This is a genomic window from Asticcacaulis benevestitus DSM 16100 = ATCC BAA-896, from assembly GCF_000376105.1.
GTDB classification, from domain to species: Bacteria; Pseudomonadota; Alphaproteobacteria; order Caulobacterales; family Caulobacteraceae; genus Asticcacaulis; species Asticcacaulis benevestitus.
Genome location: NZ_AQWM01000001.1, coordinates 93,903 through 119,930, shown reverse-complemented (window position 1 = coordinate 119,930; position 26,028 = coordinate 93,903). Strand labels below are relative to the sequence as shown.

21 protein-coding genes are annotated in these 26,028 nt (G+C 61.3%); 12 read left to right on the top strand and 9 right to left on the bottom strand.

Annotated elements, in window-relative coordinates; translation table 11 throughout:
* Positions 1–10: 10 nt before the first annotated feature.
* On the top strand, positions 11–1,423 hold the full coding sequence (locus B060_RS0100590) for a M20/M25/M40 family metallo-hydrolase (protein ID WP_018079804.1): 1,413 nt from the start codon (positions 11–13) through the stop codon (positions 1,421–1,423).
* A gap of 29 nt (positions 1,424–1,452) precedes the next feature.
* Here B060_RS0100590 and B060_RS0100585 read toward each other — a convergent pair whose 3' ends face one another.
* The 5 genes from B060_RS0100585 to B060_RS0100565 all read right to left on the bottom strand — a co-directional run bounded on the left by B060_RS0100585 (position 1,453) and on the right by B060_RS0100565 (position 6,164).
* Complete coding sequence (locus B060_RS0100585) at positions 1,453–2,328, bottom strand: alpha/beta fold hydrolase (RefSeq protein WP_018079803.1); 876 nt, start codon at positions 2,326–2,328, stop codon at positions 1,453–1,455.
* Between the two features lie 11 nt (positions 2,329–2,339).
* Positions 2,340–3,611, bottom strand: coding sequence for a DUF3443 family protein (locus B060_RS0100580; protein ID WP_018079802.1), 1,272 nt, complete (start codon positions 3,609–3,611; stop codon positions 2,340–2,342).
* Entirely contained in the window at positions 3,608–4,084 is a 477-nt protein-coding gene (locus B060_RS0100575) for a DUF2844 domain-containing protein (RefSeq protein ID WP_018079801.1), read from the bottom strand. The genes B060_RS0100580 and B060_RS0100575 overlap by 4 nt, the downstream gene beginning before the upstream one ends.
* Positions 4,085–4,164: 80 nt before the next feature.
* The gene (gene hutC / locus B060_RS0100570; RefSeq protein WP_018079800.1) at positions 4,165–4,872 is read right to left on the bottom strand and encodes a histidine utilization transcriptional repressor HutC; all 708 of its coding nucleotides are present in this window, start codon (positions 4,870–4,872) and stop codon (positions 4,165–4,167) included.
* Entirely contained in the window at positions 4,869–6,164 is a 1,296-nt protein-coding gene (locus B060_RS0100565) for a formimidoylglutamate deiminase (RefSeq protein ID WP_018079799.1), read from the bottom strand. The genes hutC and B060_RS0100565 overlap by 4 nt, the downstream gene beginning before the upstream one ends.
* Positions 6,165–6,233: 69 nt before the next feature.
* On the opposite strand from B060_RS0100565, the gene hutI reads away from it, so the two are divergent.
* The 6 genes from hutI (at position 6,234) to B060_RS0100535 (ending at position 16,175) form a co-directional block, all read left to right on the top strand.
* Positions 6,234–7,421 carry an imidazolonepropionase gene (gene hutI / locus B060_RS0100560; protein ID WP_018079798.1) on the top strand — a complete coding sequence of 396 codons (1,188 nt, stop codon included), beginning with the start codon at positions 6,234–6,236 and terminating at the stop codon, positions 7,419–7,421.
* Positions 7,418–8,941 (top strand): histidine ammonia-lyase, encoded by a 1,524-nt coding sequence (gene hutH / locus B060_RS0100555; RefSeq protein WP_018079797.1) that lies wholly within the window; start codon positions 7,418–7,420, stop codon positions 8,939–8,941. The genes hutI and hutH overlap by 4 nt, the downstream gene beginning before the upstream one ends.
* Complete coding sequence (gene hutU, locus B060_RS0100550) at positions 8,938–10,605, top strand: urocanate hydratase (RefSeq protein ID WP_018079796.1); 1,668 nt, start codon at positions 8,938–8,940, stop codon at positions 10,603–10,605. Before hutH ends, hutU begins: the two co-directional genes overlap by 4 nt.
* A complete protein-coding gene (locus B060_RS25910) occupies positions 10,602–11,123 on the top strand; it encodes a HutD/Ves family protein (RefSeq protein ID WP_026172475.1) in 522 nt (173 codons plus the stop codon). The genes hutU and B060_RS25910 overlap by 4 nt, the downstream gene beginning before the upstream one ends.
* A gap of 68 nt (positions 11,124–11,191) precedes the next feature.
* Entirely contained in the window at positions 11,192–12,748 is a 1,557-nt protein-coding gene (locus B060_RS0100540; protein WP_018079794.1) for a hypothetical protein, read from the top strand.
* Between the two features lie 40 nt (positions 12,749–12,788).
* On the top strand, positions 12,789–16,175 hold the full coding sequence (locus tag B060_RS0100535) for a trifunctional glycoside hydrolase family 18/polysaccharide deacetylase/glycosyltransferase family 2 protein (protein ID WP_018079793.1): 3,387 nt from the start codon (positions 12,789–12,791) through the stop codon (positions 16,173–16,175).
* Here the strand turns inward: B060_RS0100535 and B060_RS0100530 are convergent.
* The 3 genes from B060_RS0100530 to B060_RS0100520 all read right to left on the bottom strand — a co-directional run bounded on the left by B060_RS0100530 (position 16,172) and on the right by B060_RS0100520 (position 18,647).
* Positions 16,172–17,326: an acetyl-CoA C-acyltransferase gene (locus tag B060_RS0100530; RefSeq protein WP_018079792.1), complete on the bottom strand. Its 1,155-nt coding sequence runs from the start codon at positions 17,324–17,326 to the stop codon at positions 16,172–16,174. The genes B060_RS0100535 and B060_RS0100530 overlap by 4 nt on opposite strands.
* Before the next feature lie 144 nt (positions 17,327–17,470).
* The gene (gene dapA / locus B060_RS23630) at positions 17,471–18,409 is read right to left on the bottom strand and encodes a 4-hydroxy-tetrahydrodipicolinate synthase (protein ID WP_018079791.1); all 939 of its coding nucleotides are present in this window, start codon (positions 18,407–18,409) and stop codon (positions 17,471–17,473) included.
* 4 nt (positions 18,410–18,413) lie between these two features.
* On the bottom strand, positions 18,414–18,647 hold the full coding sequence (locus tag B060_RS0100520) for a hypothetical protein (protein WP_018079790.1): 234 nt from the start codon (positions 18,645–18,647) through the stop codon (positions 18,414–18,416).
* Positions 18,648–19,054: 407 nt separating this feature from the next.
* On the opposite strand from B060_RS0100520, the gene B060_RS0100515 reads away from it, so the two are divergent.
* From B060_RS0100515 to B060_RS0100500, 4 genes are all read left to right on the top strand, one after another.
* Positions 19,055–21,856, top strand: a complete 2,802-nt coding sequence (locus B060_RS0100515) for a helicase-related protein (RefSeq protein ID WP_018079789.1) — start codon at positions 19,055–19,057, stop codon at positions 21,854–21,856.
* A 243-nt stretch (positions 21,857–22,099) separates the two neighbouring features.
* Positions 22,100–22,309 carry a cold-shock protein gene (locus tag B060_RS0100510; RefSeq protein ID WP_018079788.1) on the top strand — a complete coding sequence of 70 codons (210 nt, stop codon included), beginning with the start codon at positions 22,100–22,102 and terminating at the stop codon, positions 22,307–22,309.
* 119 nt (positions 22,310–22,428) lie between these two features.
* Positions 22,429–22,689, top strand: coding sequence for a type II toxin-antitoxin system ParD family antitoxin (locus B060_RS0100505; protein WP_018079787.1), 261 nt, complete (start codon positions 22,429–22,431; stop codon positions 22,687–22,689).
* Positions 22,689–22,976: a type II toxin-antitoxin system RelE/ParE family toxin gene (locus tag B060_RS0100500; protein ID WP_026172473.1), complete on the top strand. Its 288-nt coding sequence runs from the start codon at positions 22,689–22,691 to the stop codon at positions 22,974–22,976. Before B060_RS0100505 ends, B060_RS0100500 begins: the two co-directional genes overlap by 1 nt.
* Here the strand turns inward: B060_RS0100500 and B060_RS0100495 are convergent, their stop codons facing one another.
* The gene (locus B060_RS0100495; RefSeq protein ID WP_018079785.1) at positions 22,977–25,475 is read right to left on the bottom strand and encodes a glycoside hydrolase family 9 protein; all 2,499 of its coding nucleotides are present in this window, start codon (positions 25,473–25,475) and stop codon (positions 22,977–22,979) included.
* Between the two features lie 120 nt (positions 25,476–25,595).
* On the opposite strand from B060_RS0100495, the gene B060_RS0100490 reads away from it, so the two are divergent.
* Entirely contained in the window at positions 25,596–25,898 is a 303-nt protein-coding gene (locus B060_RS0100490) for an RNA-binding S4 domain-containing protein (protein WP_018079784.1), read from the top strand.
* Positions 25,899–26,028 lie beyond the last annotated feature (130 nt).

Here is a 26,028-nt window from a genome sequence, read left to right as displayed (position 1 = left end):
GGGAACCGATATGCACCTGAAACACAGCCTGCTGGCTTTTACCGCTGTTCTTGCCATCTCCGTCCCCGCCTTTGCGGCCGATACGTCGGGTGACGGCGAACCGGCTTTCCGTGCGACCTACAAGGAACTGGTCGAGACCAATACCACGCTTTCCGTCGGTAACTGCACCCTGGCCGCCGAACGCATGGCGGCGCGCCTGAAAGCCGCCGGCTATCCCGATGCCGATCTGCGCGTCTTTTCGGTGCCTGAGCACCCCAAGGAAGGCGGCCTCGTCGCCATCCTGCACGGCAAGGGCTCGAAAAAGAAGCCAATCTTGCTACTGGCCCATATTGATGTGGTGGAGGCCAACCGCGCCGACTGGACGCGCGATCCCTTTACGCTCGTGGAAGAAGACGGCTATTTCTACGCCCGCGGCGCTCAGGACGACAAGGCGATGGCCGCCATCTTCACCGATCTGCTGATCCGTTACCGTCAGGAAGGCTATACGCCGAAGCGCGACATTAAGATGGCGCTGACCTGCGGCGAGGAAACCTCCGGCGCTTTCAATGGCGCGGAATATCTGGCGCAGAACCACAAGGACTGGGTCGACGCCGCCTATGCCATCAATGAAGGTGGTTCCGGCGAACTGGATGAAAACGGCAAGCGCGTCACATTCGGCGTTCAGGCGGCGGAAAAGGTCTATCAGGACTTCCGGATCGAGACGACCAATCCCGGTGGCCATTCCTCGCAGCCGGTAGCGGCCAACGCCATCTACGACATGGCTAGCGACCTGACGAAGCTGAGCGCGCTGGAATTCCCGGTCGAATTCAACGACACCACCCGCGCCTATTTCACCCGCATGGCGGCCATCAAGGGCGGCGATATCGGCGCGGCCATGCTGGCCCTTGTGAAGGACACGACCGACGCAAAAGCCAACGCCATCGTTTCGGCCGACAAGAAGTGGCATTCGATGCTGCGCACCACCTGCGTGGCGACCATGATCAACGGTGGACACGCCACCAATGCCCTGCCGCAGCGGACCACGACCAATATCAACTGCCGCATCCTGCCGGGCACGCCGATCGAATCGGTGCGCGCCACACTCGACCAGGCCATTGGCGATCCGAACAACCACGTCACCATCGTGGAGCCGCGCAGTCCGGCCACGCCGGTGCCGGCGCTGAGCCCGGAGATCATGGCGGCAGTCGAGAGCGTGTCAGCGAAGATCTATCCGGGCACGCCGATCTTGCCGACCATGTCGACCGGGGCGACCGACGGCATCTATATGACCGCCGGCGGTATCCCGACCTACGGCATTTCCGGTATCTTCGTCGATAAGGACGGCAGCCACGCTCATGGCCTGAACGAGCGCATCCGCGTCCAGTCGCTGATGGACGGCCGCCGGTTCCATTATCAGTTCGTCAAAACACTGGCGGATCAATAAGGCCTCCGTACCGCGACATCCGGAGAGGTTCAGACGCGCGTTTCCAGATCAGCCAGAAACGCATCTATCGCCGTCATCGCCTCCGGTTCGTCGAGCATCGGCGCATGGCCGACACGCGCCACGGTCACGGCGCGCATGGCCGAATGGCGCTCCAGCATCTGGCCAAAGGTCGCCTCTGACAGCAGGTCGGAAAGCTCACCGCGCACGCCCAATACAGGGATGCCTTTAAGCGTATCCCAGATTCCCCACATATCGGGCGGCGCCACAACCGGCCCATCCGGATCGAAGGCGCCGGAAATCGCCGGATCGTAGGACGATACCGGCACACCCTCGACCTCATGATAGGTGCGCTTCGCGAAGGCCAGCCAGTCGGCGTCGTCATAGTCCGGAAAAGCCGCGGCATTGGTCTGACGGGCGCGCGCTGTCGCATCGGCCCAGGTGTTGATCGGCGGGCTCTTGCCGACATAGGACTTGATCCTTGCCAGCCCCGTCACGTCCAGTTCCGGCCCGACATCGTTGATCACCATGCCGATGACGGCCTGTGGCGCGATCATGCCCATGATCATCGCCATGATGCCGCCCATCGACGTGCCGATCAGGGCTGCCCGCGCGATGCCAAGCTCTCCCATCAGCTTGAACACATCCTGCACATAGAGCGCCGGAGAATAGTTGGCCGGCTCGGCATCCCAGCCTGACTTGCCGCGGCCGCGCTGGTCCGGCACGATGACGCGATAGCGCTCGGACAGATGCGCCGCGATGACCTCGAAATCCGCCGAATTGCGGCTCAGGCCATGCATGCAGATGACCGGCATGATCTCGCCGCCCCCGGAACGATGATAGTCCCGGGCATAGAGCTTCACGCGCAGATCATGGCTATCGTAAAAGACATCTTGATAGGCTGGCATGGTAGTCAACCTTAAAACGCGATGTAAGGGCCAAGCGTACCGCCGGCATTGCGGCCGGAAATCGCCGTATAGACGCGCCGCCCATAGAAGAACGGCAGGCCGAAATCGAAGCTGTTGCTGTAAGGCTCCAGATTGTCGAACCCGGCGGGATCACCGCCCAATCCCGGCAGGACGTAGTTTGGCGACTGGACAAGCTGAGACGTGTTGTCGATGGTGAACGGGACATTGGCCACAACGCCGTTCTGCCCGGTCAGGGTGGCGGTCAGGCCAAGCGAGGTGGCCGGACAGTAGAAGCCCGCCAGATTGCCGGTGCAGGATGGAATGGCGCTGTCGGAGAAGCCGTAGAAGTTGGTGCCGCTGTCGATAAAGCTCTGCGTCAGGGCCACCCCCTTGTAGGTGGCGGTCAGCAGAAAACTGTTGCTGAGCGTCAGGACCGTGCGGTTGCCGAGCGTGTTGTTGGTCTGGGTACCTATGCCAAAGTAAAGCGTTCCTGTCAGGCTGGGCGTGCCAAGGCCGGCCACCGCCGGCAGATCAACGATCGTGCCGTTATTGTTGACCGCCATGCGCGCCACCGGATTGGGCACCTGCGAAGCCGTGGCCAGGGTCGAGGGCGTACAGGTGGCCGCGACACAGGTGTAGTAATAGCCGTTATTGGTGGTCCCCGCGCAATAACTGCCGCAATCGATGATACCGTTGCTGATGCCGATAATGCCGTTGGCGCCGAAATCGGCGATGGTGTCGTGGCTGGTGCCGCCGCCGGAGGAGCAGTCGGTCGGCACATTGGCGTAATCGCCATCATCACCGATGACCATCATGGGCATGGCCGCGACATTCTCGCCGCCGATGGTGAAATCGGCCGTGCGGATCGAGCCGAAGACATAGCCATCGACATACTGGTAACATTCCGCGGCCCCCTTGCCGGCCACCTGCGTATGCGGCAAGGCAGTGCGCATGGCCGGCGTCAGGGCTTCGTTTTCGATGCGCAGGCCAACAGAGCCGGTGTCCATGATGACGTGATCGATGGTCTGGCAGGTGCTCGTGCCCGGCGCGCAGATCGTGACCGTAACAAAGCCGATATTGACGTTACCCCCCGCCTGAGTCGGCCCGGAATCCACCGAGATGGTGGTAAAATTACTCAACGCCACGCTGCTGGAGCTGGACGATGAGGACGAGGAACCGCCGCCAGAGAAACCACCGCCAGAGGACGTGCTGCCCCCGCCACCACCGCCGCCACAGGCGGCAAGAAGGAGCAGAAGACCCGTCAGAAGAATATGCGGCTTCATTGTGCACCTGCGTGAAGGCTCTGGGCTGAGAAACCGGCAGGCGCGGCCTTGGGCAGGAAGGCAAACCCCCAGAACGCGCCGGCATGGCCGCCGGTGCGTACGACAAAATCGCTGTGGGTCGAGGCCAGGGCGCGCCGCATCCGGATACGACCGACCGGCGCATTATCGCTCTGGAAACGCTTGAAATAGCTTGTGCCGAATAGCTGGTTGAGATTGGGGCGCACCGGCCCTTGCCAGCTCACGGCGAAAACCGTGCCATCGGCGCGCGTCAACTGGCGTGTCACCGTGCCGTTTTCCAGCGTGACTTCGTGGCTGGTGACCTCACCCTGGACCATCTGAGCGCTCTTGCGCCCCACCATGCGGATACGATCGTTTTCGATGGTGGACGCCTTGCCGCCGAGCGTGGCGTGCGCGGGAGCGCTCACCGAAGCGATCAGCAGACTAAGCGCGATACCGGCTTGCCAGGATGTCATGAAAGGGCCCTTGCGTATGTGTGCACGGAGTATCACCGCTTGTAGTTAACGCAAGATTGCCGGACGGCGCCGGAAAGACCTTAACCGTGATCGAATCGCGCGATCAGGCGATAAGACGCCCCGTCGAAGATCTGCCGCACCGTGGTGACGCGGTCCCTGTCGCGCCAGGTGCGGCGATCGACCACCAGACAGGCGGCGCCGGCATCGAGGCGCAGATGGCGGGCGGTCTGCGCCTCCGCGGCGGTGGCGCTGATCTGGTTCTCGACGTGCGTCCATGGCACGGCGCCGAGCAGCCAGTGGCCGGGTGACTGGCGGCTGAAATCAACGCCTTCGGCCTGCGGCACCACCGACAGATTGATCAGGCGGCGTTCCAGCGCCAACGGCTTGTCGGAGACGAAATGCAAGCCCTCGATTTTCAGCACCCGTCCGCCTTCACCGGCCAGTTCGCGCTCATCATCGCTGGACGCGGGGCGAATGGCATAGGACAGGACTTCGAAATGATAGGCTTCGCCGCGCGTCTCGATCTCGATCTGGATATCGGGAATATCAAGTACGGTGGAATCGAGGCGCGGCAACCGCACGAAGGTGCCGGCGCGCTTGCGACGTTCGATCAGACCGGCTTCATCGAGCGGGGTCAGCGCCTTGTTGACCGTCATGCGCGACACGCCGTACTGCTTCATTAATTCATGCTCAAAGGGGATACGCTGACCGGGCTTCAGGGCCCCGGAGCGGATCTGCGCTTCGATGTCGTTACGGATCTGCTGATGCAGCGGCAGGATTCGGGTCATGCGGACAGCCTTTGCATCAGCCTGCGGTAATCGGCAAGTATAGCGTCGCGCCGGATATAGCGGCCGCCCGTGACCTGCTTGCGGCCAAAGCGCCAGACGCAATCGATCGGTGAGCGCGCAGAGGCGAAGACGAAGCTGTCGAGATCGCAATCCAGACTAACCAGATCGGCAGGCAGGCCGACGACGAGACCGCTCTCAACACCCAGCGCCTGGGCGCCATCAAGCGCGCGGACATAGAGGTTATCGAGCACATTGCGTTCACGGTGGATCAGGCGCTGGCCGTATTCGAGCAGGCGCAGTTCCTCGGCCGCGCTGATCAGGACGTTGGAATCCGAGCCGATACCGAAGCGCCCGCCCTGTTGGAGATAGTCCCGCGCCGGGAACAGACCATCCCCCAGATTGGCCTCGGTGATCGGGCACAGGCCGGCGATGGCGCCTGATGTCGCCAATCGCGTCGTCTCTTCGGGCGTCATGTGCGTGGCATGAACCAGACACCATTGCGCATCGACCGGCGCATGGTCGAGTAGCCATTCGACCGGACGCTGGCCGGTCATGGCCAAACAGTCTTCGACCTCACGCGTCTGCTCGGCGATATGGATATGGATCGGCGCGCCTTCGGCCATGGGGATCAGGGCTGTCAATTCTTCCGGTGTGACGGCGCGCAAAGAATGCGGGGCGATTCCGACAAGGGCGTCATCGAGCGCGGCGACCTGTTTGCGGCTGGCTTCCAACAGGCGCTGGAAACCCTCGATATCATGGATAAAGCGCGCCTGACCGGCATTGGGCGCCTGTCCGCCAAAACCGGCATGGGCGTAGAAGACCGGCAGAAGCGTCAGGCCGATGCCGGTCTGCGCGGCGGCCGCAGCGATACGCGCGGCCATCTCCGCCGGATCGGTAAAGGGCTGACCATCCGGTGCATGATGCAGATAGTGGAATTCGCCGACACGGGTAAAACCGGCCTCCAGCATTTCCATATAGGCCAGACTGGCGATGATCTGCAGTTCGTCCGGGCCAATTTGCGCCTGGAATTTGTACATCTGCTCGCGCCATGACCAGAAGCTATCTGGTTTCTGGGCCGGCTCACCAGAGCGCCACTCTGTCAGGCCGGCGATAACGCGCTGGAAGGCGTGGCTGTGCAGATTGGGCATGCCGGGGATGCCGATCGCATGGCGCTCCCCTTGAGGCTCAGCGTCGATTTCTATGCTGGCGATAAGGCCATGGCTAATGGTCAGCAACACGCCCGACTGCCAGCCTGATTTCAGCAGCGCTTTTTCAAACCAAAGTGACGACATCGCACTTGCACTCATTATGTCTATACATTATGCATTATGTATAGACATATTAGGCGAGTCTGAAAAGCTATGCAATGCGATACGGTCTGGACGAATTGCCGCCTGCTGGTGAAAGCGGGCCAACCGGTGATCGACAAGGGCATGATCGCCGCACGTGGTGGCCACATCGTCTATGCCGGCCCGGCCGCTGATTACACGGGCGACACCATAGATTTGCAAGGCCGGCTGGTTACCCCCGGCCTGATTGACCCCCACACCCACCTCGTCTTTGCCGGCAACCGTGCCCATGAATTCAAGTTGCGTCTCGATGGTGCCTCTTACGAAGATATCGCCCGTAGCGGGGGCGGCATTCTCTCCACTGTCACCTCTACGCGCGCCGCCACTGAAGATGATCTGATCACAGCCGCCCTGCCCCGCCTCGATGCGCTTTTAGCCAGCGGCGTCACTACCGTCGAGATCAAGTCAGGCTACGGCCTGACGCTGGAAGACGAGCTGAAGATGCTACGCGCCGCCAAGGCGCTGGCACATCATCGCAAGGTGCGAGTGGTGACCACCTTGCTCGGTGCCCATGCCCTGCCGCCGGAATATACGGGCCGCCCTGACGCCTATATCGACGAGGTGTGCGAACGCATGATTCCCGCCGTGGCCCACGAAAACCTGGCTTCGGCGGTCGATGTTTTCTGCGAAGGCATCGGTTTTTCCCCCGCCCAGACCGAGCGCGTCTTTATGGCTGCGAAGGCGCATGGCTTGACCGTCAAGCTCCACGCCGAACAGCTCTCCAACCTGCATGGCGCAGCTCTTGCCGCGCGCTATGGCGCGCTGTCGGCCGATCATCTCGAACATCTCGACGCCGATGGCATCGCCGCCCTGCGCGACGCCAACACGGTCGCCACCGTCCTGCCCGGCGCCTATTACTTCATGCGCGAAACCATCAAGCCACCGATTGAAGCCCTGCGTGCGGCAGGCGTGCCCATGGCCATCGCCACCGACTGCAATCCCGGCACCTCGCCGCTGACCTCGATCCTGCTGGCGATGAACATGGCCGCCACCCTCTACCGCATGACGGTCGATGAATGCCTGACCGGCGTAACGATCCATGCCGCACAAGCGCTTGGCCTATCGCACGAGATCGGCACGCTGGAGGCCGGCAAGGCGTGCGACCTCGCCATCTGGGACTGCGAACAGCCCGCCGATCTCGTTTATTTCATGGGCTTTTCGCCCCTCCATGCTCGTGTATTCCAAGGTCAAACCGTATGATCCTCACCCCCGGCAACGTCCCTTTGTCCGTATGGCGCGATATCTATCGCGGCGCGGCCTTCAAGCTTGATCCGGCCTGTATGCCTGCGGTGGCCGAAAGTGCGGCGGCGGTTTCGCGCATTCTGTCACGGGGCGAGCCGGTCTACGGCATCAATACCGGCTTTGGCAAACTGGCGTCGACGCGCATCGAGGACGCCGATCTGACGACGCTCCAGCGCAACATCATCCTCAGCCATGCCGCGGGAGTCGGTGCCCCCTCCCCGCAGCCTGTGGTGCGGCTGATGCTGGCGCTCAAGCTGACCTCGCTGGCGCAGGGCGCTTCCGGCATCAAACCGGAAACGCTGGAGTTGATGCAGGCCATGCTCGATCATGACCTGATGCCGGTCATTCCGTGCCAGGGCTCGGTCGGGGCATCCGGCGATCTGGCGCCTTTGGCGCATATGGCCGCCTGCATGATCGGCGTCGGCGAGATCGAGGTCTATGGCGCGCGGATGCCGGCCCTGCGGGCGCTGAAGGAAGCCGGCCTTAAGCCCCTCACGCCCGGCCCGAAAGAAGGGCTGGCCCTCCTCAACGGCACGCAATTCTCGACCGCCAATGCCCTGGCTGGCCTGTTCGAGGCCGAGGTTTTGCTGCAAACAGCCCTGGTCACTGGCGCGCTTTCGACCGAAGCCGCCAAGGGGTCGGATGCGCCGTTCGATCCACGTATCCATGCCCTGCGCCGCCACAAGGGCCAGATCGATACCGCCCATACCCTGCGCGACCTGATGAGCGATTCCGCTATCCGGGCCTCGCATCTGAAGGGCGACGAGCGCGTGCAGGACCCTTATTGCCTGCGTTGCCAGCCACAGGTGATGGGCGCCGCACTCGATATTCTGCGTCAGGCAGCGGTGACACTGGAGACCGAGGCCAATGGCGTTTCCGATAATCCGCTGATCTTCACAGATCCGGATGAGGCCCTGTCCGGCGGTAATTTCCACGCCGAACCCGTCGCCTTCGCTGCCGATATCATTGCTCTGGCCATCTGCGAAATCGGCTCAATCGCCGAGCGCCGCATCGCTATGCTGGTTGATCCGGCGCTGTCGGGCCTCCCGGCCTTTCTGACGCCGCAACCGGGGCTCAATTCCGGCTTCATGATCCCGCAGGTGACGGCGGCCGCCCTGGTGTCGGAAAACAAGCAGCGCGCCTATCCCGCCAGCGTCGATTCCATTCCGACGAGCGCCAATCAGGAAGACCACGTTTCCATGGCCGCCCACGGCGCGCGCCGGCTGATGGAGATGGCCGATAACGCCTTCGCCGTGATCGGCATTGAATTGCTAGCGGCGGCACAAGGCTGTGATTTCCTCAAGCCCCTAACCTCGTCGGACGCGCTGGAGCGTGTCCGCGCGCTCACCCGTTCGGCCGTGCCCGCCCTCGATCACGACCGCCACTTCCATCCGGACATGGCGCTGGCGATCGAACTGGTGCGGTCCGGCGCAGTTATAAAAGCAGCGAATATTGCCTTGCCCGGAGTAGATCAATGACCCGTCTCGATAATACCCGCGTGATCAGGCCGGCCACCGGCACCACCCTTTCCGCCAAGTCCTGGCTGACCGAAGCGCCCCTGCGCATGCTGATGAACAACCTGCATCCCGATGTTGCCGAACGGCCGGAGGAACTGGTCGTCTATGGCGGTATCGGCCGGGCGGCGCGCGACTGGGAAAGCTATGACAAGATCGTCGAGACCCTGAAGCGGCTGGAAAACAACCAGACCCTGCTGATCCAGTCGGGCAAGCCGGTCGGCGTCTTCGAAACGCATGAGAATGCGCCGCGCGTCCTACTGGCCAATTCCAATCTCGTGCCGGCCTTCGCCACCTGGGACCACTTCCACGAACTCGATCGCAAGGGCCTGATGATGTACGGTCAGATGACCGCCGGTTCGTGGATCTATATCGGCACGCAGGGCATCGTGCAGGGCACTTACGAGACCTTCGTCGAGATGGGTCGCCAGCACTATAAGGGCGACCTCAGGGGCAAATGGCTGCTGACCGCCGGCCTTGGCGGCATGGGCGGCGCCCAGCCGCTGGCGGCGGTGATGGCCGGCGCCTCGTGCCTCGCCATCGAATGTCAGGCGTCGCGGATCGAGATGCGCCTGCGCACCGGCTATCTCGATTATCAGGCCAAGGATATCGATGACGCTCTGACCATGATCCAGAACGCCACCAAACCGATTTCGGTCGGGCTACTCGGCAATGCCGCCGATATCCTGCCGGAGCTTTACAGGCGCGGCGTGCGCCCCGACCTGCTGACCGACCAGACCTCGGCGCACGATCCGATCAATGGCTACCTGCCCTCCGGCTGGACGGTTGAGCACTGGCTCGACATGCGCGACCGCGATCCTCAAAGCGTCGCCAAAGCCGCCAAGGCGTCGATGGCCCAGCACGTCCGCGCCATGCTTGATTTCCAGAAGGCCGGTGTGCCAACGGTCGATTATGGCAACAATATCCGTCAGGTGGCGCTCGATGAGGGCGTGACAAATGCCTTTGATTTCCCCGGTTTCGTGCCGGCCTATATCCGTCCGCTTTTCTGCCGCGGTATCGGTCCCTTCCGTTGGGTGGCGCTCTCCGGCGATCCGGAAGACATCTACAAGACCGACGCCAAGGTCAAGGAACTGCTGCCCGATAATAAACACCTGCACAACTGGCTCGACATGGCCCGCGAACGCATCAAGTTCCAGGGCCTGCCGGCGCGAATCTGCTGGGTGGGCCTAGGTGACCGTCATCGCCTGGGTCTGGCTTTCAATGAGATGGTGCGCACAGGTGAGCTTAAGGCGCCGGTGGTCATCGGCCGCGATCACCTCGACAGCGGTTCCGTCGCCTCGCCCAACCGCGAAACCGAAGCCATGCGCGATGGCTCGGACGCCGTCTCCGACTGGCCCCTGCTCAACGCCCTGCTCAATACGGCGTCCGGCGCGACGTGGGTCTCGCTTCATCACGGCGGCGGGGTCGGCATGGGCTATTCGCAACATTCTGGCATGGTGATCGTGGCCGATGGCACCGATGATGCCGCCAAACGCCTTGGCCGCGTATTGTGGAACGATCCGGCCACCGGCGTCATGCGCCATGCCGATGCGGGCTATGATATCGCCCTTGATTGCGCCCGCGAGAAGGGCCTCGATCTTCCTGGTATTTTGCCGGGCATCCTTTGATCCGGCACCTTCCCGCTGCAGAGCGCGTGGCCACACCGTGGAAAAATGGCGGTGGCGTCACGCGCGAGGTCGCCGTCTTTCCCATCGGCGCGTCGATGGACGATTTCCTGTGGCGGATCAGTATGGCGGAGGTCACCGAACCGGGGCCGTTTTCGCTATTCGCCAATATCGACCGCCATCTAACTGTGTTGAGCGGAAGCCTGAGGCTGGAGTTCAGCGATCGCAGCGTCATTCTGGCAACGGGCGAAAGCCTCACCTTTGCCGGTGATGTACCGGTCAGTGGCGTACCGTTGGCGCCCGTCACTGATCTCAATGTCATGACACGACGCGGACAGATGCGCGCCGATGTCCGCCGCATCGACGGCGAAACGGCCCTCCAAAGCGGCCTGTTGATCGTCACCGGAGCGCAGACAGTCGAAGGCCATGCGCTGAAACCCTTCGACGCCCTGATGATCGCAGACGAAACCCTTACAGCGAAAGGCCTTGTGATCGCGTTCCACGAAATATTACGGCATTGAAAGACGGCCCACAAAAGGCCATGCTCTGCGCCTAAGGCGACAAACTCTCATCCGGCGCAAAGACGTATATGTCCATCAACTCCAAGACCCTTTATCTGGCGGCCGTCGCGGCGATCCTGGCCCTCTCGATGGGGCTGGCCATCGCTTTTGGCTATATCAGTGTCGATTCCTGGTACTATATCTTTCTTGCCGACAGCCTGCGTCACGGCCAGGGATGCAGTCTGAACGGCACCTATTTGGCAGTCTACCCGTGCGGCTACCCCACCATGCTGGCTCTGACCGCGCCGGTCGCTGATCCGGCCTTCCTGATGGTCAGCAGCAAACTGACCAATTTCCTCTTGCTGGCGGCCTCATTTGTCTTTGTTTACAAGGCCTCGCGCAACCTGCTGATGGCGACCTTGATCGTGATCAATCCCGTCACCCTGCTGATCGGCATGTACACCTGGTCGGAAAACCTGCTGCTGTTCTGCGTCTGCGGCACCTTCTTCGCTATATCGCTGATTCATACCCATCCCCGCAAATGGGCGTTCTATGGCCTCCTTGCCCTGTTTCTCGTGCTCGGCTGTTTCGCCCGCTATATCTTCGCGCCCTTCGCCTTCATCCTGTTTATCTGCACCTGGCTGGCCTATGGCCGCGCCACTGCCCTGCGCACCCTGGCCTGTTTCGCCATCGCCGGCGTCGTCTTCCTGGGCTATCAGGCCTTCAACCACCACATGACCGGCTACGGCACCGGCATGCCGCGCATCGCTGCGCCCGAAGCCAAACTGCTGCTGATCCGGCAATTTATTATCGCGGTCGCCGGCTGCGCATTTGGCATCATCGCCGTGATCGTGGTGCTGGCCGGCGCGTCATGGAACAGGCTGTCGCTATCGCGCGAAAAGACCTCTCCGGCTGTCACCTTTGTCCTTCTGGCCGGACTGGGCTTTCTGGCCCTGGCTTTTGTGTTACGTTTCCGCACCCAGTTCGACCCTTACAATGTCCGCACCATCGGTTACGGTGTCGTCCTGACCCTGGCGGGGCTGGCGGGGCGCTATATCCGGTGGCGCAAGGACGAGCCGCCGAAAATTTGGGCTTTACTCGCCTGCGGACTGGCCTGCGTCATCTTCTGCGATGGTCTCTCCATCCCGCAGGATCTCAGCGATCTGCGCACCGGCTATCAGTTCCCGGCGGCTTCCGTGTCCGATCTCATCTATAAAGGGCCGCCGCTGGCCACCGTCGTCTATTTCCAGTTGCCGGCCTCGGCGCTTGATACCGGCAATGTTGATAATATACCGCAGCTTCACTACGGCAAAAGCGTCCGGCTGATCACCCCGATGAGTGATACCGACAAGCCCGAAACCGCGGCATCCTTCCTGCATGATCTTGACGACGTACCGCCGCAAGGCTGCGTTTTCGACTTTACTGCCTTCGCCAGCGTTCGTGATTTCGACACCTTCCTCAGCAGCCGCACCCTGATGGATCATCGCTTTTCGCTGTTTGGCGGCGCCCCACAAACCCTCAGCAAGCCGGATTACGATCCCGGCCTGAAAGCGTGGCTTATCGATATAATCCAGGCCGGACGTATGGTACCGTGCCGCGACATACTGAGTCTGCCGTCCAGTCGACGAATCGCAACATTGTCATGATACCTCCTGTCCGCCGCCCTGTTTTTAATTAAGTCATTCCATGCCAAAACCCATTTTCTATGATCCCACAGGCCGCCGCCGCAAGGTGTCCTTCATTGGGGTCGTCGGCCTGATCCTTGTCGCCGTCCTGTTGTTTATCGGCCTGATTGTCTCGATTATGCTGGTGCCGGTTCAAAAGGATCTCGACCTGCACATGGAATATCCGAAGCCTTCGGCTTGGACAGCCCCCTTCCACAAGGCCGCGCCGCGCCATCGCGACATCATGGTAAAACGCGGTAATCCGAGTGTGAACCAGACCGTGGCGGCCTTCTATATCGGTGATGATCCCGGCCGCGCCTCGCTGGAGCGCCACGTCAACGATCTTGATATTGTTATCCCGTCCCTGGCCATTGTCAGCGGTGCCAATAACGCCTTCATCTATACGCCCGATTACCAGTTCCGCAGCATCGTCGCCTCGGCGAAGCATCAGCCGGCTGTCTTGGTCATGGTGCAAAACACCTACAAGGGCAGTTTTGACGGTGTCAGCCTGAGCCGTCTGCTGGCCAATCCCGCGCAGCGCAAGACCCTGATCGGTCAGGTCGAAGACATGCTGCGCAAGGAGAGGGCCGCGGGTGTCGTGTTTGACTTCGAAGCCTTGCCGGCCCACGCGCTCGGCAACTACCTGACATTCATCCACGAAGCGCGTGCGCAGCTCTCACACGACGGTTTTCTGGTCACCCTGACCGCGCCGATTGATGACGACACCTGGAACCTGAAAGGCTTCGCCAAGGCCTCGGACAAGCTGTTCCTGATGCTCTACGACCAGCACTCCATGGTTGATCCGGCCGGGCCGATCGCCGCGCAGGACTGGTTCAATACCCGCCTGACCGAGGCCTTGAAAAGCGTGCCGCTCGATAAGGCCATCGCCTGTATCGGCAACTACGCTTATGACTGGCATGACAAACAGGCCGATGTGCTGACCATTCCCGAAGCTTGGCTGATTGCCCACGATTCCGACGCGCCGGTGCAGTTCGATTCGGCGTCCGGCAATCCGAACTTCTCCTATCAGGAAGGCGGCAAGAACCATCAGGTATGGATGCTGGATGCCGTCAGCGCCTGGAATCAACTATTGACCATCGATAATACCAACCCCTACGGCGTCGCCCTGTGGCGGCTGGGCAGCGAAGACCCCGGCGTCTGGGCCTCCCTGGTAGCCTTCCAGACAAACAAGACACCCGACCTGCGCGTGCTCCAGCCCCTGGGCAATGTCGATGTCGAGGGCAATGGCGAGGTGCTGCATATCGACAGCACGCCGACCAATGGTGCCCGCACCGTCACCTTTGACAAGAACCGCGTGGCGCAGGTTGTGCAGTACCAAAGCCTGCCAACGCCTTATGTGGTGCGTCGTACCGGCCTCAAGCCGGGTTATCTGGCCCTCACCTTCGATGATGGTCCGGATGCCAAGTGGACACCGCAGGTGCTGAAAATCCTGCGTGAAGAAAAGGTGCCAGCCACCTTCTTCGTCATCGGTGAAAAAGCGATCAGCCATCCCGCTCTGCTGCGTCAGATGGTGAATGAAGGCGACCAGATCGGCAACCATTCCTACACCCATCCCGACATGTCGAAAGTCTCACCGGAATGGGCCCGCGTCGAGCTCAACTCGACCCAACGCGTCGTCGAGGCCTATACCGGCCGCTCAATGCGTCTGTTACGTTCCCCATACTTCGGTGACGCCGAGCCGACCACCGAAAACGAACTGGGACCGGCGCTGCTGGCGCAACAGCTTGGCTATACCAATGTCGGGCTGCACGTCGATTCCGAGGACTGGACACGCCCCGGCATCGACGCCATCATCAAGAATACGCTGGATGGCGTGCATGCCGGCAAGGCCAGCCAGACCTCTGAGGCCTGCCTGAAAGACGCGTCGGAATGTCACTCCGGCCAGATCATCCTGATGCACGATTCAGGTGGTGAGCGCACGGAAACCATCGCTGCCCTGCCAACCATCATCCGCACCCTCAAGGCCGAGGGCTATACCTTCACCACGGTCGGCGGTCTGGTCGGGCTGGCACCGGATCAGGTCATGCCGAAACTGAGCGGCGCCGATCTCGCCGAGGTGCGCTTTGACGTGGGTATCTTCATGTTCCTGGCGTGGACGGCGGAGGCCTTCAAGTGGCTGTTTATCATCGCCATCATCCTCGGCATCACCCGCGCCCTCTTCCTGTCCGGACTGGCCATCTATGCCGAGTTCAGCCGCCATATGGTCGCGCCCGGCAGCCTTGAAAACGACCCTCAGCACGATGAGGTCGCCGACTATGTCAACGGGCGTTTCGTCAGCGTCCTGATCCCCGCCTTCAACGAGGCGCGCGTCATCGAGAACTCGGTGCGCCGGGTGCTGTCGAGCATCGGCGTCAACATGGAGGTGATCGTTATCGACGACGGCTCGAAGGACTCCACCAGCGCCATCGTCGCCGAGACCTTCAAGACGGATCCTCGCGTCCGCCTGATCACCCAGGCCAATGCCGGCAAGGCGACCGCCGTCAACAACGGCATCGCCGCTTCGAAGGGCGACATCATCATCGCGCTCGACGCCGACACGCAGTTCGAGCCGGAAACCATCGCCCGTCTGGTGCGCTGGTTTATCCGGCCGGAAATCGGCGCCGTGGCCGGCAACGCCAAGGTTGGCAACCGCTTCAACTGGGTCACGCGCTGGCAGGCGGTGGAATACGTCACGTCACAGAACCTGGAGCGCAGCGCGCTGGCCATGTTCGGCGCCATGATGGTGGTGCCGGGCGCGGTCGGGGCCTGGCGGCGCGCAGCGCTGGCCGAAGTTGGTAACTATCCGCACAACACCCTGGCCGAAGATCAGGACTTGACCATCGCCATCCAGCACAAGGGCTGGAAGGTGGCCTATGATCAGGATGCCGTGGCGTGGACAGAATCACCAGAAAGCTTTGGCGCCCTGATGAAACAGCGCTTCCGCTGGGCCTTCGGCACCCTGCAGTGCTTGTGGAAGCACCGCACCATCCTGAAAGAGGGCAAGCCGAAAGGTCTCGCCTTTATCGGCATTCCGCAGGCCTGGGTGTTCCAGATCGGCTTCGCGGTCATCTCGCCGCTGATCGATTTCGCGCTGGTGGTCAATATCATCAATACGGCGCTGCAAGTGACGCAGCACGGCTGGGCCGCCACCAGTGGCGATCTGGAGCGAATGCTGGTCTATTGGATCGCCTTCCTGACCATCGACGCCATCTGTGGCGGCATCGCCTACTGGCTGGAGCCTCGCGAAAAGTCCTATCCGGTGTTCTGGCTGCTGTCGCAACGCTTCGTCTATCGCCAGATGATGTATTACGTGGTCATCAAGGCGCTGTTCGCGGCCGGACGCGGCATGGCCGTTGGCTGGGGCAAGTTGGAACGCAGCGGCCGCACCAGCCCGCAGGCGAAGGGCTAAACCAACTCGATCGCCACCGCCGTCGCCTCGCCGCCACCGATGCAGACGGCGGCCACACCACGCTTGCCGCCGGTTTGCCGGAGCGCGTTGATCAGGGTGACGAGGATACGCGCGCCGCTGGCGCCTATCGGGTGACCAAGCGCGCAGGCGCCGCCATGGATGTTAAGCCTGCCATGCGGGATTTTGAGGTCGTGCATGGCGATCAGCGCCACCACAGCGAAGGCCTCGTTGATCTCGAACAGATCGACCTGATCCACCGACCAGCCGACCTTGTCGAGCAATCTGTTGATGGCCCCAACCGGCGCGCGGCTGAACCATTTCGGTTCTTCGGCATGACTGGCATGGCCTGTGATACGCGCCAGCGGTGTCAGGCCGTGCGCTTCGGCGACCGATGCCTTCGTCAGCACCAGCGCCGCCGCGCCATCGGAGATCGAACTGGCATTTGCAGCGGTGACCGTGCCGTCTTTGGCAAAAGCCGGTCTGAGCAGCGGAATCTTGTCCGGCCGCGCCTTGGCAGGTTGCTCGTCCGCCGTGATGACGCCCGCCTTCGTCTCAACCGGCACGATCTCAGCGCTGACATCGGCGGCCAGAGCGCGGCTTAAACTGGCCAACGCGTAGTCGTCCTGCATCTGGCGGCTCAACTGATAGTGCCGGGCGGCGTCCTCGGCGAAACTGCCCATCAGACGCCCCGGTTCGTAGGCATCCTCCAGACCATCGAGGAACATGTGGTCCTTGACCTCGCCATGCCCCATCCGCATCCCCGAACGCGCCTTGGGCAACAGATAGGGTGCGTTCGACATGCTCTCCATGCCACCGGCCACCACCGTGTCCGCCGAGCCCGCCAGCAGGGCGTCATAGCCCAGCATCACCGCCTTCATGCCCGAACCGCACATCTTGTTGACCGTTGTGGCCGGCACGGAGACCGGCAAGCCTGCCAGAAGGGCGGCCTGACGCGCCGGCGCCTGCCCCAGTCCGGCCGGCAGGACGCAGCCCATAAGAACTTCGCTGACCAGATCGGCAGGCATGTTACCGACAGCCGCCCTGATGGCTGCCGCCCCGAGTTGCGGCGCGGTGACGCCGGCGAAATCACCCTGAAATCCGCCCATGGGCGTGCGCATGGCGCCGGTTATCACGACGTGATCGATGGGCATTGACGTTTCCTCGCGCGTCCTTGAGCGAACGCTTTATCGGGTCAGCATAGAACCCTCATCCGTTGCACACAACCGCAAACAGGATCGGCCCCAGCCGTAGGAGATGGCTGGGGCCGATCCTGTGGCCGGGTCCGCGGGTTTTACCTATTTCGAGGACTTGTCGGCACAGAGCAGATCGTCATGATGCAGGGCGTGCATATGGGCGAGTACGGTTTCCAGCTCCTGGCGAAAGTCCGCCGTCACCGGCGTCATCGGCAGGCGCAACTCTTCCTGACACCAGGTCTGCAAGGCGAGCGCGGCCTTGACAGGCGCCGGATTCGGTTGCGCGAACATATGCTCGATGAGGGGCATCAGGATGTTGAAGCGTTTCCAGGCCCCATCGGCGCTGTATTTTTCCAGCATGGCATAGGCTTCGACGAAGCGGCGCGGCGCCACCTGGGCCGAGGCGCTGATGACGCCATGCGCGCCCATGTCCAGCGCCCGGAACATCCACTGATCGTCACCGCACATCACCTTGAGGCGGTATATGGCCAGCAGGTCTTTCAGGCGATCCGTCGTCAGCCCGCAGGCCTTGATGGCCGGGAAATCACCACTGGCCATCAGGCGTAGGATGGTGTCAATTTGCAGCGCCGCCCCGGTGCGCACCGGAATATCGTAGAGGATAACCGGACGCTTCACCGCTTCGGATATCGCCATGAAGTGCCGGTAGATACCCTCCTGCCCCGGCCTGACATAGCTCGGCGCAGAGACCAGATAGCCATGCACCGGAAGATCACCGATCTCCGTCAGTTCGTTTAAAATCTTCGAGGTGTTCGCGCCTTCAACACCCAGGACGACGGGGATATCATCAGGGACGGATGCTGCGACGGTTTCAATAAGACGGGCCTTCTCATAAGGCGTGAGAGACGGACCTTCACCCGTCGTCCCGCCGACAACCAGACCGTGAACGCCAGAGTCCACAAGATGATGAGTGAAGAGATTAGCAGCGTCATAGTCGACATCTCCATGTTTGAAAGGGGTCATCATTGGCACCCAGATGCCGGTGTAAGGGGAACGGGGTTCGAAGGTTTCGGGGATAAGCATGGGATCAGGCCGCCATCGCCACGGCGCCGAACTGCGCGGCCGGCAGACCAAGGACGAGCGCATGCACGGCCGGTTCATAGGCCGAGGCTGACAGCGTCACCCACAGGCAGGCTTCGCGTTTATCAGGGATGGATTGCAGGTGGATGGAATGGATCTGCGCCCCGCACTCACGACGTAACAGAGATTGCGCCGTGAGGCTGAGGTCAGTATCGACGGTCAGGGGGAACAAAACCGTCATCTGAAGGGGATCTGGGGAAGGCATTTTGTGTTGGCTCTCTAGGGATGAGACAACGGTTTTCTACGCCTTCGCCCGTATGACAGGCGTATAGATTGGCCAGGCTTGCGTAGTGTTTTTGTATAGCCCCCATCACGCAATCGGCAGATCGACTATGGTTAATCGCAGAGCGGCCCACAAGATACTGTAGGGAACATAAACGGTATCCGTCGATGTCAGTGATTCGGACATGATTCGTTTCCATCCCGTTCGGCATTCCGGTAACACCTCGTTTACAAGTCCGCTTTTGCGCGCCCTCTGGTGCAATAGCGCTTCCCAAACGGCTTCCGCGCTCCTATGTATGCAGCGTGTCAGAGATAGCCCCCAACAGCCCCCGCCCCATTATCCACGCCGCCAGCGACGCAAAGCTGATGGCCGTGCTTGGTCCCACCAACACCGGCAAGACCCACTACGCCATCGAGCGTATGTGCGGCTATGCCAGCGGCATGATGGGCCTGCCCCTGCGCCTGCTGGCCCGTGAAATCTACGAGCGCGTGGTGGCGCTGAAGGGCGTCAACGCCGTGGCCCTGATCACCGGCGAGGAAAAGATCATTCCGCGCCTGCCCTCCTATTTCATCTGCACGGTCGAGGCCATGCCGCTGGAACGCCAGGTCGATTTCCTGTGCGTCGATGAAATCCAGCTCTGCGCCGACCCCGAGCGCGGTTACATCTTCACCGACCGCCTGCTGCATGCGCGCGGCCGTTTCGAGACCGTATTTCTGGGCGCCAAGACCTTCGCACCGTTGTTCCACCGCCTCTTCCCCGCCGCCGAAGTCATGCTGCGTGAGCGTCTCTCCGCCCTCACCTATTCCGGTCCGAAGAAGCTGACCCGCCTGCCCAAGCGCACCGCCATCGTCGCGTTCTCAACCGAGAAGGTCTATGCCATCGCCGAACTGATCCGCCGCCAACGTGGCGGCGCGGCTGTGGTGATGGGCAGCCTGTCGCCCAAGACCCGCAATGCGCAGGTCGAATTGTTTCAAAAAGGCGAGGTCGATTTTCTGGTGGCGACCGACGCGATCGGCATGGGCCTTAACATGGACATCCAGCATGTCGCGTTTTCAGGCCTCTCCAAGTTCGACGGCAAGTCGACGCGCCACCTGACAGCGCAGGAGATCGGCCAGATCGCCGGCCGCGCCGGCCGCTTCATGCGCGATGGCACCTTTGGCGTCACCGGTGAATGTCACGAACTCGACGAGGATCTGGTCCACGCGGTCGAGAACCATCAGTTCATGGCGCTCGATGCCGCGCAATGGCGCAACCACAAGCTTGATTTCTCGACGCTCGACGCCCTGCTGAAAAGCCTGTCGCAGCCCTCGACCGTCATCGGCCTGCACCTCGCCAAGGAAGCGCTCGATGAAAAGGCCCTGCGTCTTTTGAGCCAGGACGAGGATATCGCCGCCAAGATCAGAAATCCGGTGACCTTGCGCACGCTCTGGGAAGGCTGCCAGTTGCCTGACTTCCGCAAGATCGGGCTGGATGAGCACCTGAAACTGGTGGCGCATCTGTTCTGGTCACGTCTCAGCCCCGGCGGCTTCATCGCCGAGGACTGGTTCGAGGGCGCCTTGCGCGATCTTGACCATATGGACGGCGATATCGACACCCTGTCGTCGCGCCTTTCCGGCGTGCGCACCCTCTCCTACATCGCCAACCGCGGCGCCTGGCTGGCCCGCACCGAGCATTGGCGCGACGCGGCGCGCGATCTCGAAGAGCGCCTGTCCGATAAACTGCACGAAGCCCTCATGCAGCGCTTTATCGACGCCCGCACCAGCGCCCTGCTCAAGGCGCTCGATGCCGAGGAAGCGCCGCGCCCCGAAGTCACCCCCGAAGGCCAGGTCATTATCGAAGGCCATGTCGTCGGCGAACTGAAAGGCCTGTCCTTCACATCGACCAGCGCCGAAAGCGTTATCGCCGACAAGGCGCTGCGTCAGGCCGCCAACCGCGCCATCAAGCCGATCCTGCTTGATCGTTTGCGCGATCTCGCCAACAGCGCCTCGAAAGCTTTCCAGATCAAGGGCCATGACGTCCTTTGGAAGAAGGAAATCGTGGCCCGCATCGAGCCTTCCGACTGGTTCGCGCCGCGCCTCAAGCTGATCGAAGCGCCCGATCATCCGGCCTTGCAGGAACGCGCCGTCAAGCGCCTGACCGACTATGTGCGCCAGAGCGCTCAGGCCGGTCTCAAGAGCCTGTACAAGATCAAACAGACCTCGGAAGATGAGGCCGCGACGCCAGCCGTCCGCGCCATCGCCTTCCGCCTCTATGAAAACGCCGGCATCCTTGCCCGCGATGAAACCCTGAAGCTGACCGCCGAAGACAAGGCCGCGCTCAAGGCGCTTGGAGTCGCCGGCCATCGCTACGCCTGGTTCCTGCCCGAACTGCAAAGCCCGAAAATCCGCCCGCTGTTGCAGGCCTTTGGCAGCGGCGCCAACCCGACCGATCATCCGCAGCGCAAGCACAGCCAGCGCGGTCAGCTTTTGCTGGGTGACTATGGCGCGGTGGCGATGAAGACCCTGTCGCAGCTCGACAAGATCATGGGCCATGGCGTCTGGCAAAAAGGCGCGACCTACGTGCGCGAAGCCGATTTCGTCGCACTGGGGCTCAACGAGAACCAACGCGACAAGCTGTTGCAGGCCCTGGGGCTGGTGAAGGTTGAGCCGATCACGGTGACCGAGACGGTGGCTGTGGCGGTCGACGTGAAGGCGGAAACCGCGCCGACCGAAGGCAAGTCACGCCGTAAACGCCGCAGAGGCAAGGCGCCCGTCGCTGTCGAAGCGAGCGTGGAAGCTGTGGAAACGACCGTCGAGGTGGTTGACCTGCCGGAAGCCGCTGTAGAACCTGTGGCAGAAGCCATTACAGAACCTGTCGTGGAAGCCGTGGCCGAAACGCCGGCGCCCGTGTCTGAAACCCGTGAGGTGCAACTGCTTGGCTGGCGGCAAAAATCGTTCGAGCCGCGGCCGCCGCGCGTCCGTCCGGAGCGGACACGCTCTGACGCGCCAGGTGAAAACGCTGGCAAGCCGCGCGGCGACCGCTCTCGCAAGGGGGCACCGAAAGAGGGCAAGCCCTATTCAGGCGGCAAGCCGGATCGTAAACCCGCCCGCGAACAAAAGCCGGCGGAGCCCTATGTGAACCCCTATTCGCCCTTCGCCATCCTGCGCGAAAAACTGGGACAATCCTGAACTCTATAAAGCGGCGCGTCAGTAATACGACGCGCCGTTGCAGTTTTATTACGTCTTTTTTTGAAATGACTTGCGTGTTTTCAAGTTTTACATTATAGTTGAGAAATCGATTTATAATTGTCTGCTGTTTTGTTTCGCACTTTTCCAAAGTGCATCGAGCGAACCCCCATTCAAAAGTTAACCGAGAGGTCGTCGTACATTTCGTTCGGCGGCGTATAATATTGCTATTTGAAAGGGTTCATTATGAGCACTGGCACAGTTAAGTGGTTTAATCCGACTAAGGGTTTTGGTTTCATCGAGCCTTCGGACGGCGGCCAGGACGTTTTCGTTCACATCAGCGCCGTTGAACGCGCTGGTATGCGCAGCCTCAATGAAGGTCAAAAGATCTCCTACGAGATGGCGCGCGACGCCAAGTCCGGCAAGATGTCTGCCGAACAACTCGAAAACGCTTAAGCCTTAGGGTTTAACCGAATTTGGAAAGGCCGGAGCCGCAAGGTTCCGGCCTTTTTCGCGTCCGGAGCGACTTTGACAAACTTTGCCAAGAGATATAGTCTGGCGCAAAGGAGACCGTTATGGCCACAATGAATATTTCCCTGCCCGAACAGATGAAGGCGTGGGCGGAAAGCCAGGCGGAAACCGGCAAGTACAGCAATACCAGTGACTATGTCCGCGATCTTATCCGCCGCGATCAGGAACGTGCCGAGAAAATCGCCGCGATGCAGGCGGTCGTTACACGCAGCATAGCCAGCGGGATTAGCGACCTGAGCATGCAGGATATCCTTGAAAAGGCGCGTGCGCATGTCGCCGCCAACGGCATCGCCAAGAGCGCCTGATGCCCTACAGTCTAACACCCGAGGCCACTCATGACGTAGTGGACGTCTACGTGCAGGGGGTGATGATGTTCGGACAAGCGCAGGCCGAGACGTACCATGCTCGCCTGGAAGCGACCTTCGCCATGCTCGGCGACAATCCCAGAATGGCCCGTGAGTACGCTGAAATCGATCCGCCTGTCCGCGCGCATCCTCACGGCTCTCATATCATCATTTATAAAACGGACGGCGAAGATATTATCATCCTCGCCGTCCGTCATTCGCGCGAAAACTGGCAGGAAGACCTGTAGCTACTTCTTCTGATCCGCTTTCTGCGTCGCCGCCAGCACCAGGAACATGTAATTGGTCTCGCCGCCCCCCATGACATACTCGGTCTGTTGCCAGAAATAGGGCCAGACCTTGAGCTCAGGCAGGTCAGGCCGGATGAGCGCCGTACCCGAAATCACACCGCCGGGGATATAGCTCCAGTCAGCGCGATTGGCACCATAGGCCGTGGTCGCTGATTTCGCGCCCACGCCTGAGGCGAACGACGATGTGTTCTCGCCCGGATGGACGCCCAGCACAAAGTTCAGCGCCTCCATTTGCAAGGCATCCGGCGTATATTGCGGCCACGCCTTGCGGAAGAAATACTGCTGCACGCCGAATTCCTGAATCTGCCAACCGGCGCCCCAGATATAGGGCACATAGGGCACGCCATAGGGCGTCTTGGTGGCATCGTCGGTCAGTTTGGCCTGATAGGTCTGCACCGCCGCCCCGACGTCCTTGAGGAAGGCCTTATCGCGGATCAAGGGCATGGCCGAGGCCAGGACGGCGCCGGTCTGATCGATATGCGCCACGATCTCAGGCTTAAGCGCGATCAAACGCTTGATAAGCGCCGCATCGTGGGTGGTCTGCGCCAGTTCTGACAGGACGAAGACCCTGGCTTGCAGGTCGGTGGCGCGGTCATAGGCCTTGCCATAAAGATCGCGCGCCGCTGCCAAAGCCTCCCCAGCCATTTTCGGATTGGTCGGCGTCAGGGCACGCGCGGCGGTCGCCAGTTGCGCCGCCGTCGTCAGTTCACGGTTGGGATTGTCCTCGGTGAAGACATAACGATCGTCTTTCAGCGAGGACGTCGTGCCGGTGCGCTCGCCGGCCTTGAGCGCCGGATCGTAATTGAGATTATCGGTCTGGGTGGTGACGTCGCCCAGAAGGGTATATTGCGCCAGGTCGGGCTCGATAATGCCGCGATAGGTGCGCCCGAGCGCCTTATAGCCCCCCAGCACCGACAACAGGCCATGTTCAATCTGCTGGAGGGCGTCGTTCCGGCCGTCCGGCTGGTGGATTTCGGTGACCTTCTTCGCCTGATCTATGCTGGTGGCGTCGTAGTCGAGATTGAACTCTTCGACCATCTTGGAGAGCAGCCACACCGTGCCCATCTGGCTCTCGACTCGCAGGTCATAGTCGCCGGCGTCGTGCCAGCCACCGGCGTTCAGGCCCGCTATATGATCGCCCGGCTGATATTTGGTCAGGGTCGAGCCGCCTTGCAGGTAACCGTCGAAATGGTTGAAATTGATCGGCGCCATGCGGACATCGTCCTCATGGTCGATGCCGTGCCAGGTGCGGTACTTTTCCTTGACCAGCATATGGCACATCTGAACCGGCAGGAAATATTCCAGCGTCGGCTGCCAGACGTGGCGATCATAGACATCGTCAGCGATCTTGAAAGTGCCGGTCGCCTCGCCGCGATACGCCAGAACGTACATGCCCGGCGCCGTCACCGCCGTCAGGTCGGCGGTCAGGTAATTATAGCGCAGGAACTGGCCCCACGGTTTGGGCGTATAGCGCGTCACCTCTTCGCGGCCTTTGTCGGTCAGCTTGTAGAGGATCAGCGGATCGGCCTGACGGTCGCGCAGGTCCTGCTCGATGATGATGGTCTTGGTCTGCTCCGGCCGGTAACCGACCTGGCTGACCTGCACCACCGGCTTGTAGCGCCAGTCCGGATCGACGTTCGGGGTGATCACCCAGGTAATCGCGTCGGTCGTCGCGCCCGGCCGGGTAATCTCGCGCACGATATACCAGCCGTTGTTAAAATTACCGCGGCCGTCGATCAGTTCCAGTTCGCCGGTCTGGCTCTGGATCGTCATGCGTTGCAGATCGCTGTCCGGCGCCACGGTCAGTCGCTTGCCCTCAGCCAGAGGCGCGGTGATGATCTGGCCGTGATCATCGCTCATGCCGCCATTGGCCTGACGCGGGAAGATGCCCGCCACTTCTTTTCCATCTGTCTGATTCATCAGCCAGGACTTGCCGAAAAGGTCGGTCGGGAACAGTTCGAAATTGAAGCCGACCTTGCCTTCCCAGTCTTTCGGCAGCGGATTATCAAGATCGACACTGACCTTGAAGGCATTCCCTTCCAGCGGCGTGACGCGGACATGATAGCTGAAATTGAGATCGGGATATTCGATCGGATTGAAGCCCTTTCGGTTCTTCGAGTCGTCCGGATAGTGCAGCGCCTGACTGACCGAACTGGTTGCGCTATCCACGACCGGCTTGCCATCGCCCGCCGGCATCGGCGACCACTGACCAGGCGATGGTTCCAGCCGCAGATCACCATTGGCCGCCACACGCACGCCATGCTGGATCACGGTCACGCCGGTCTGGTGGCCATCGGGATAGATGTCGGCGAAGACCGTAACGTTCAGGCCCGGTGCTTCAAAATAGCCCTTGTCGTTGAGCTTGAGCGCTGGCTCGGCAAAAGCGCTGCCTGCCATCATCAGCGCCAGACACGAGGCGGCCGTCGTCATGATCTTCATGGTTCTTTTCCCTGGCTGCCCTCTGGTATGACGGGGCATTGATATCGATTACAACGCGACTATAGCGCACGAGGGCGCCATCACAAGCGACCGTTTGACATTTCATGGCCGCGTTCCAATATGACGCCTATGCAAACAGACTCTTCTTCCTGCCGGCTCGACGTCTGGCTGTGGCGCGCCCGCTTTTTCAAGACCCGTGCGCTTTCCGCTAAGGCTTGCGAGAGCGGTCATATCCGTATCGAGCGCTTCGGCAAGGTGGTGCGCGTCGAAAAGCCCTCGACCTTTATCAAGCCCGACGACCATCTGATCTTTGCGCTCGGTACGCGCCTGCTCGATATCGTGGTGGTCGATACCGGCGAGCGACGCGGCCCGGCGTCGGAAGCGCAAAGCCTTTACCGCCAAGCCGAACCCCATCGAGAATGAGGCGCATAGTCCTGAGATCCTGGCGTTTCAACCGTGCCGCACTTCAGCTAATGCCTGAAATTAGAACAAATGGCCCATCAACAGGGCCTCAAGTCTTGACACAGACGCCTTATCTGAGCATGACGCACGC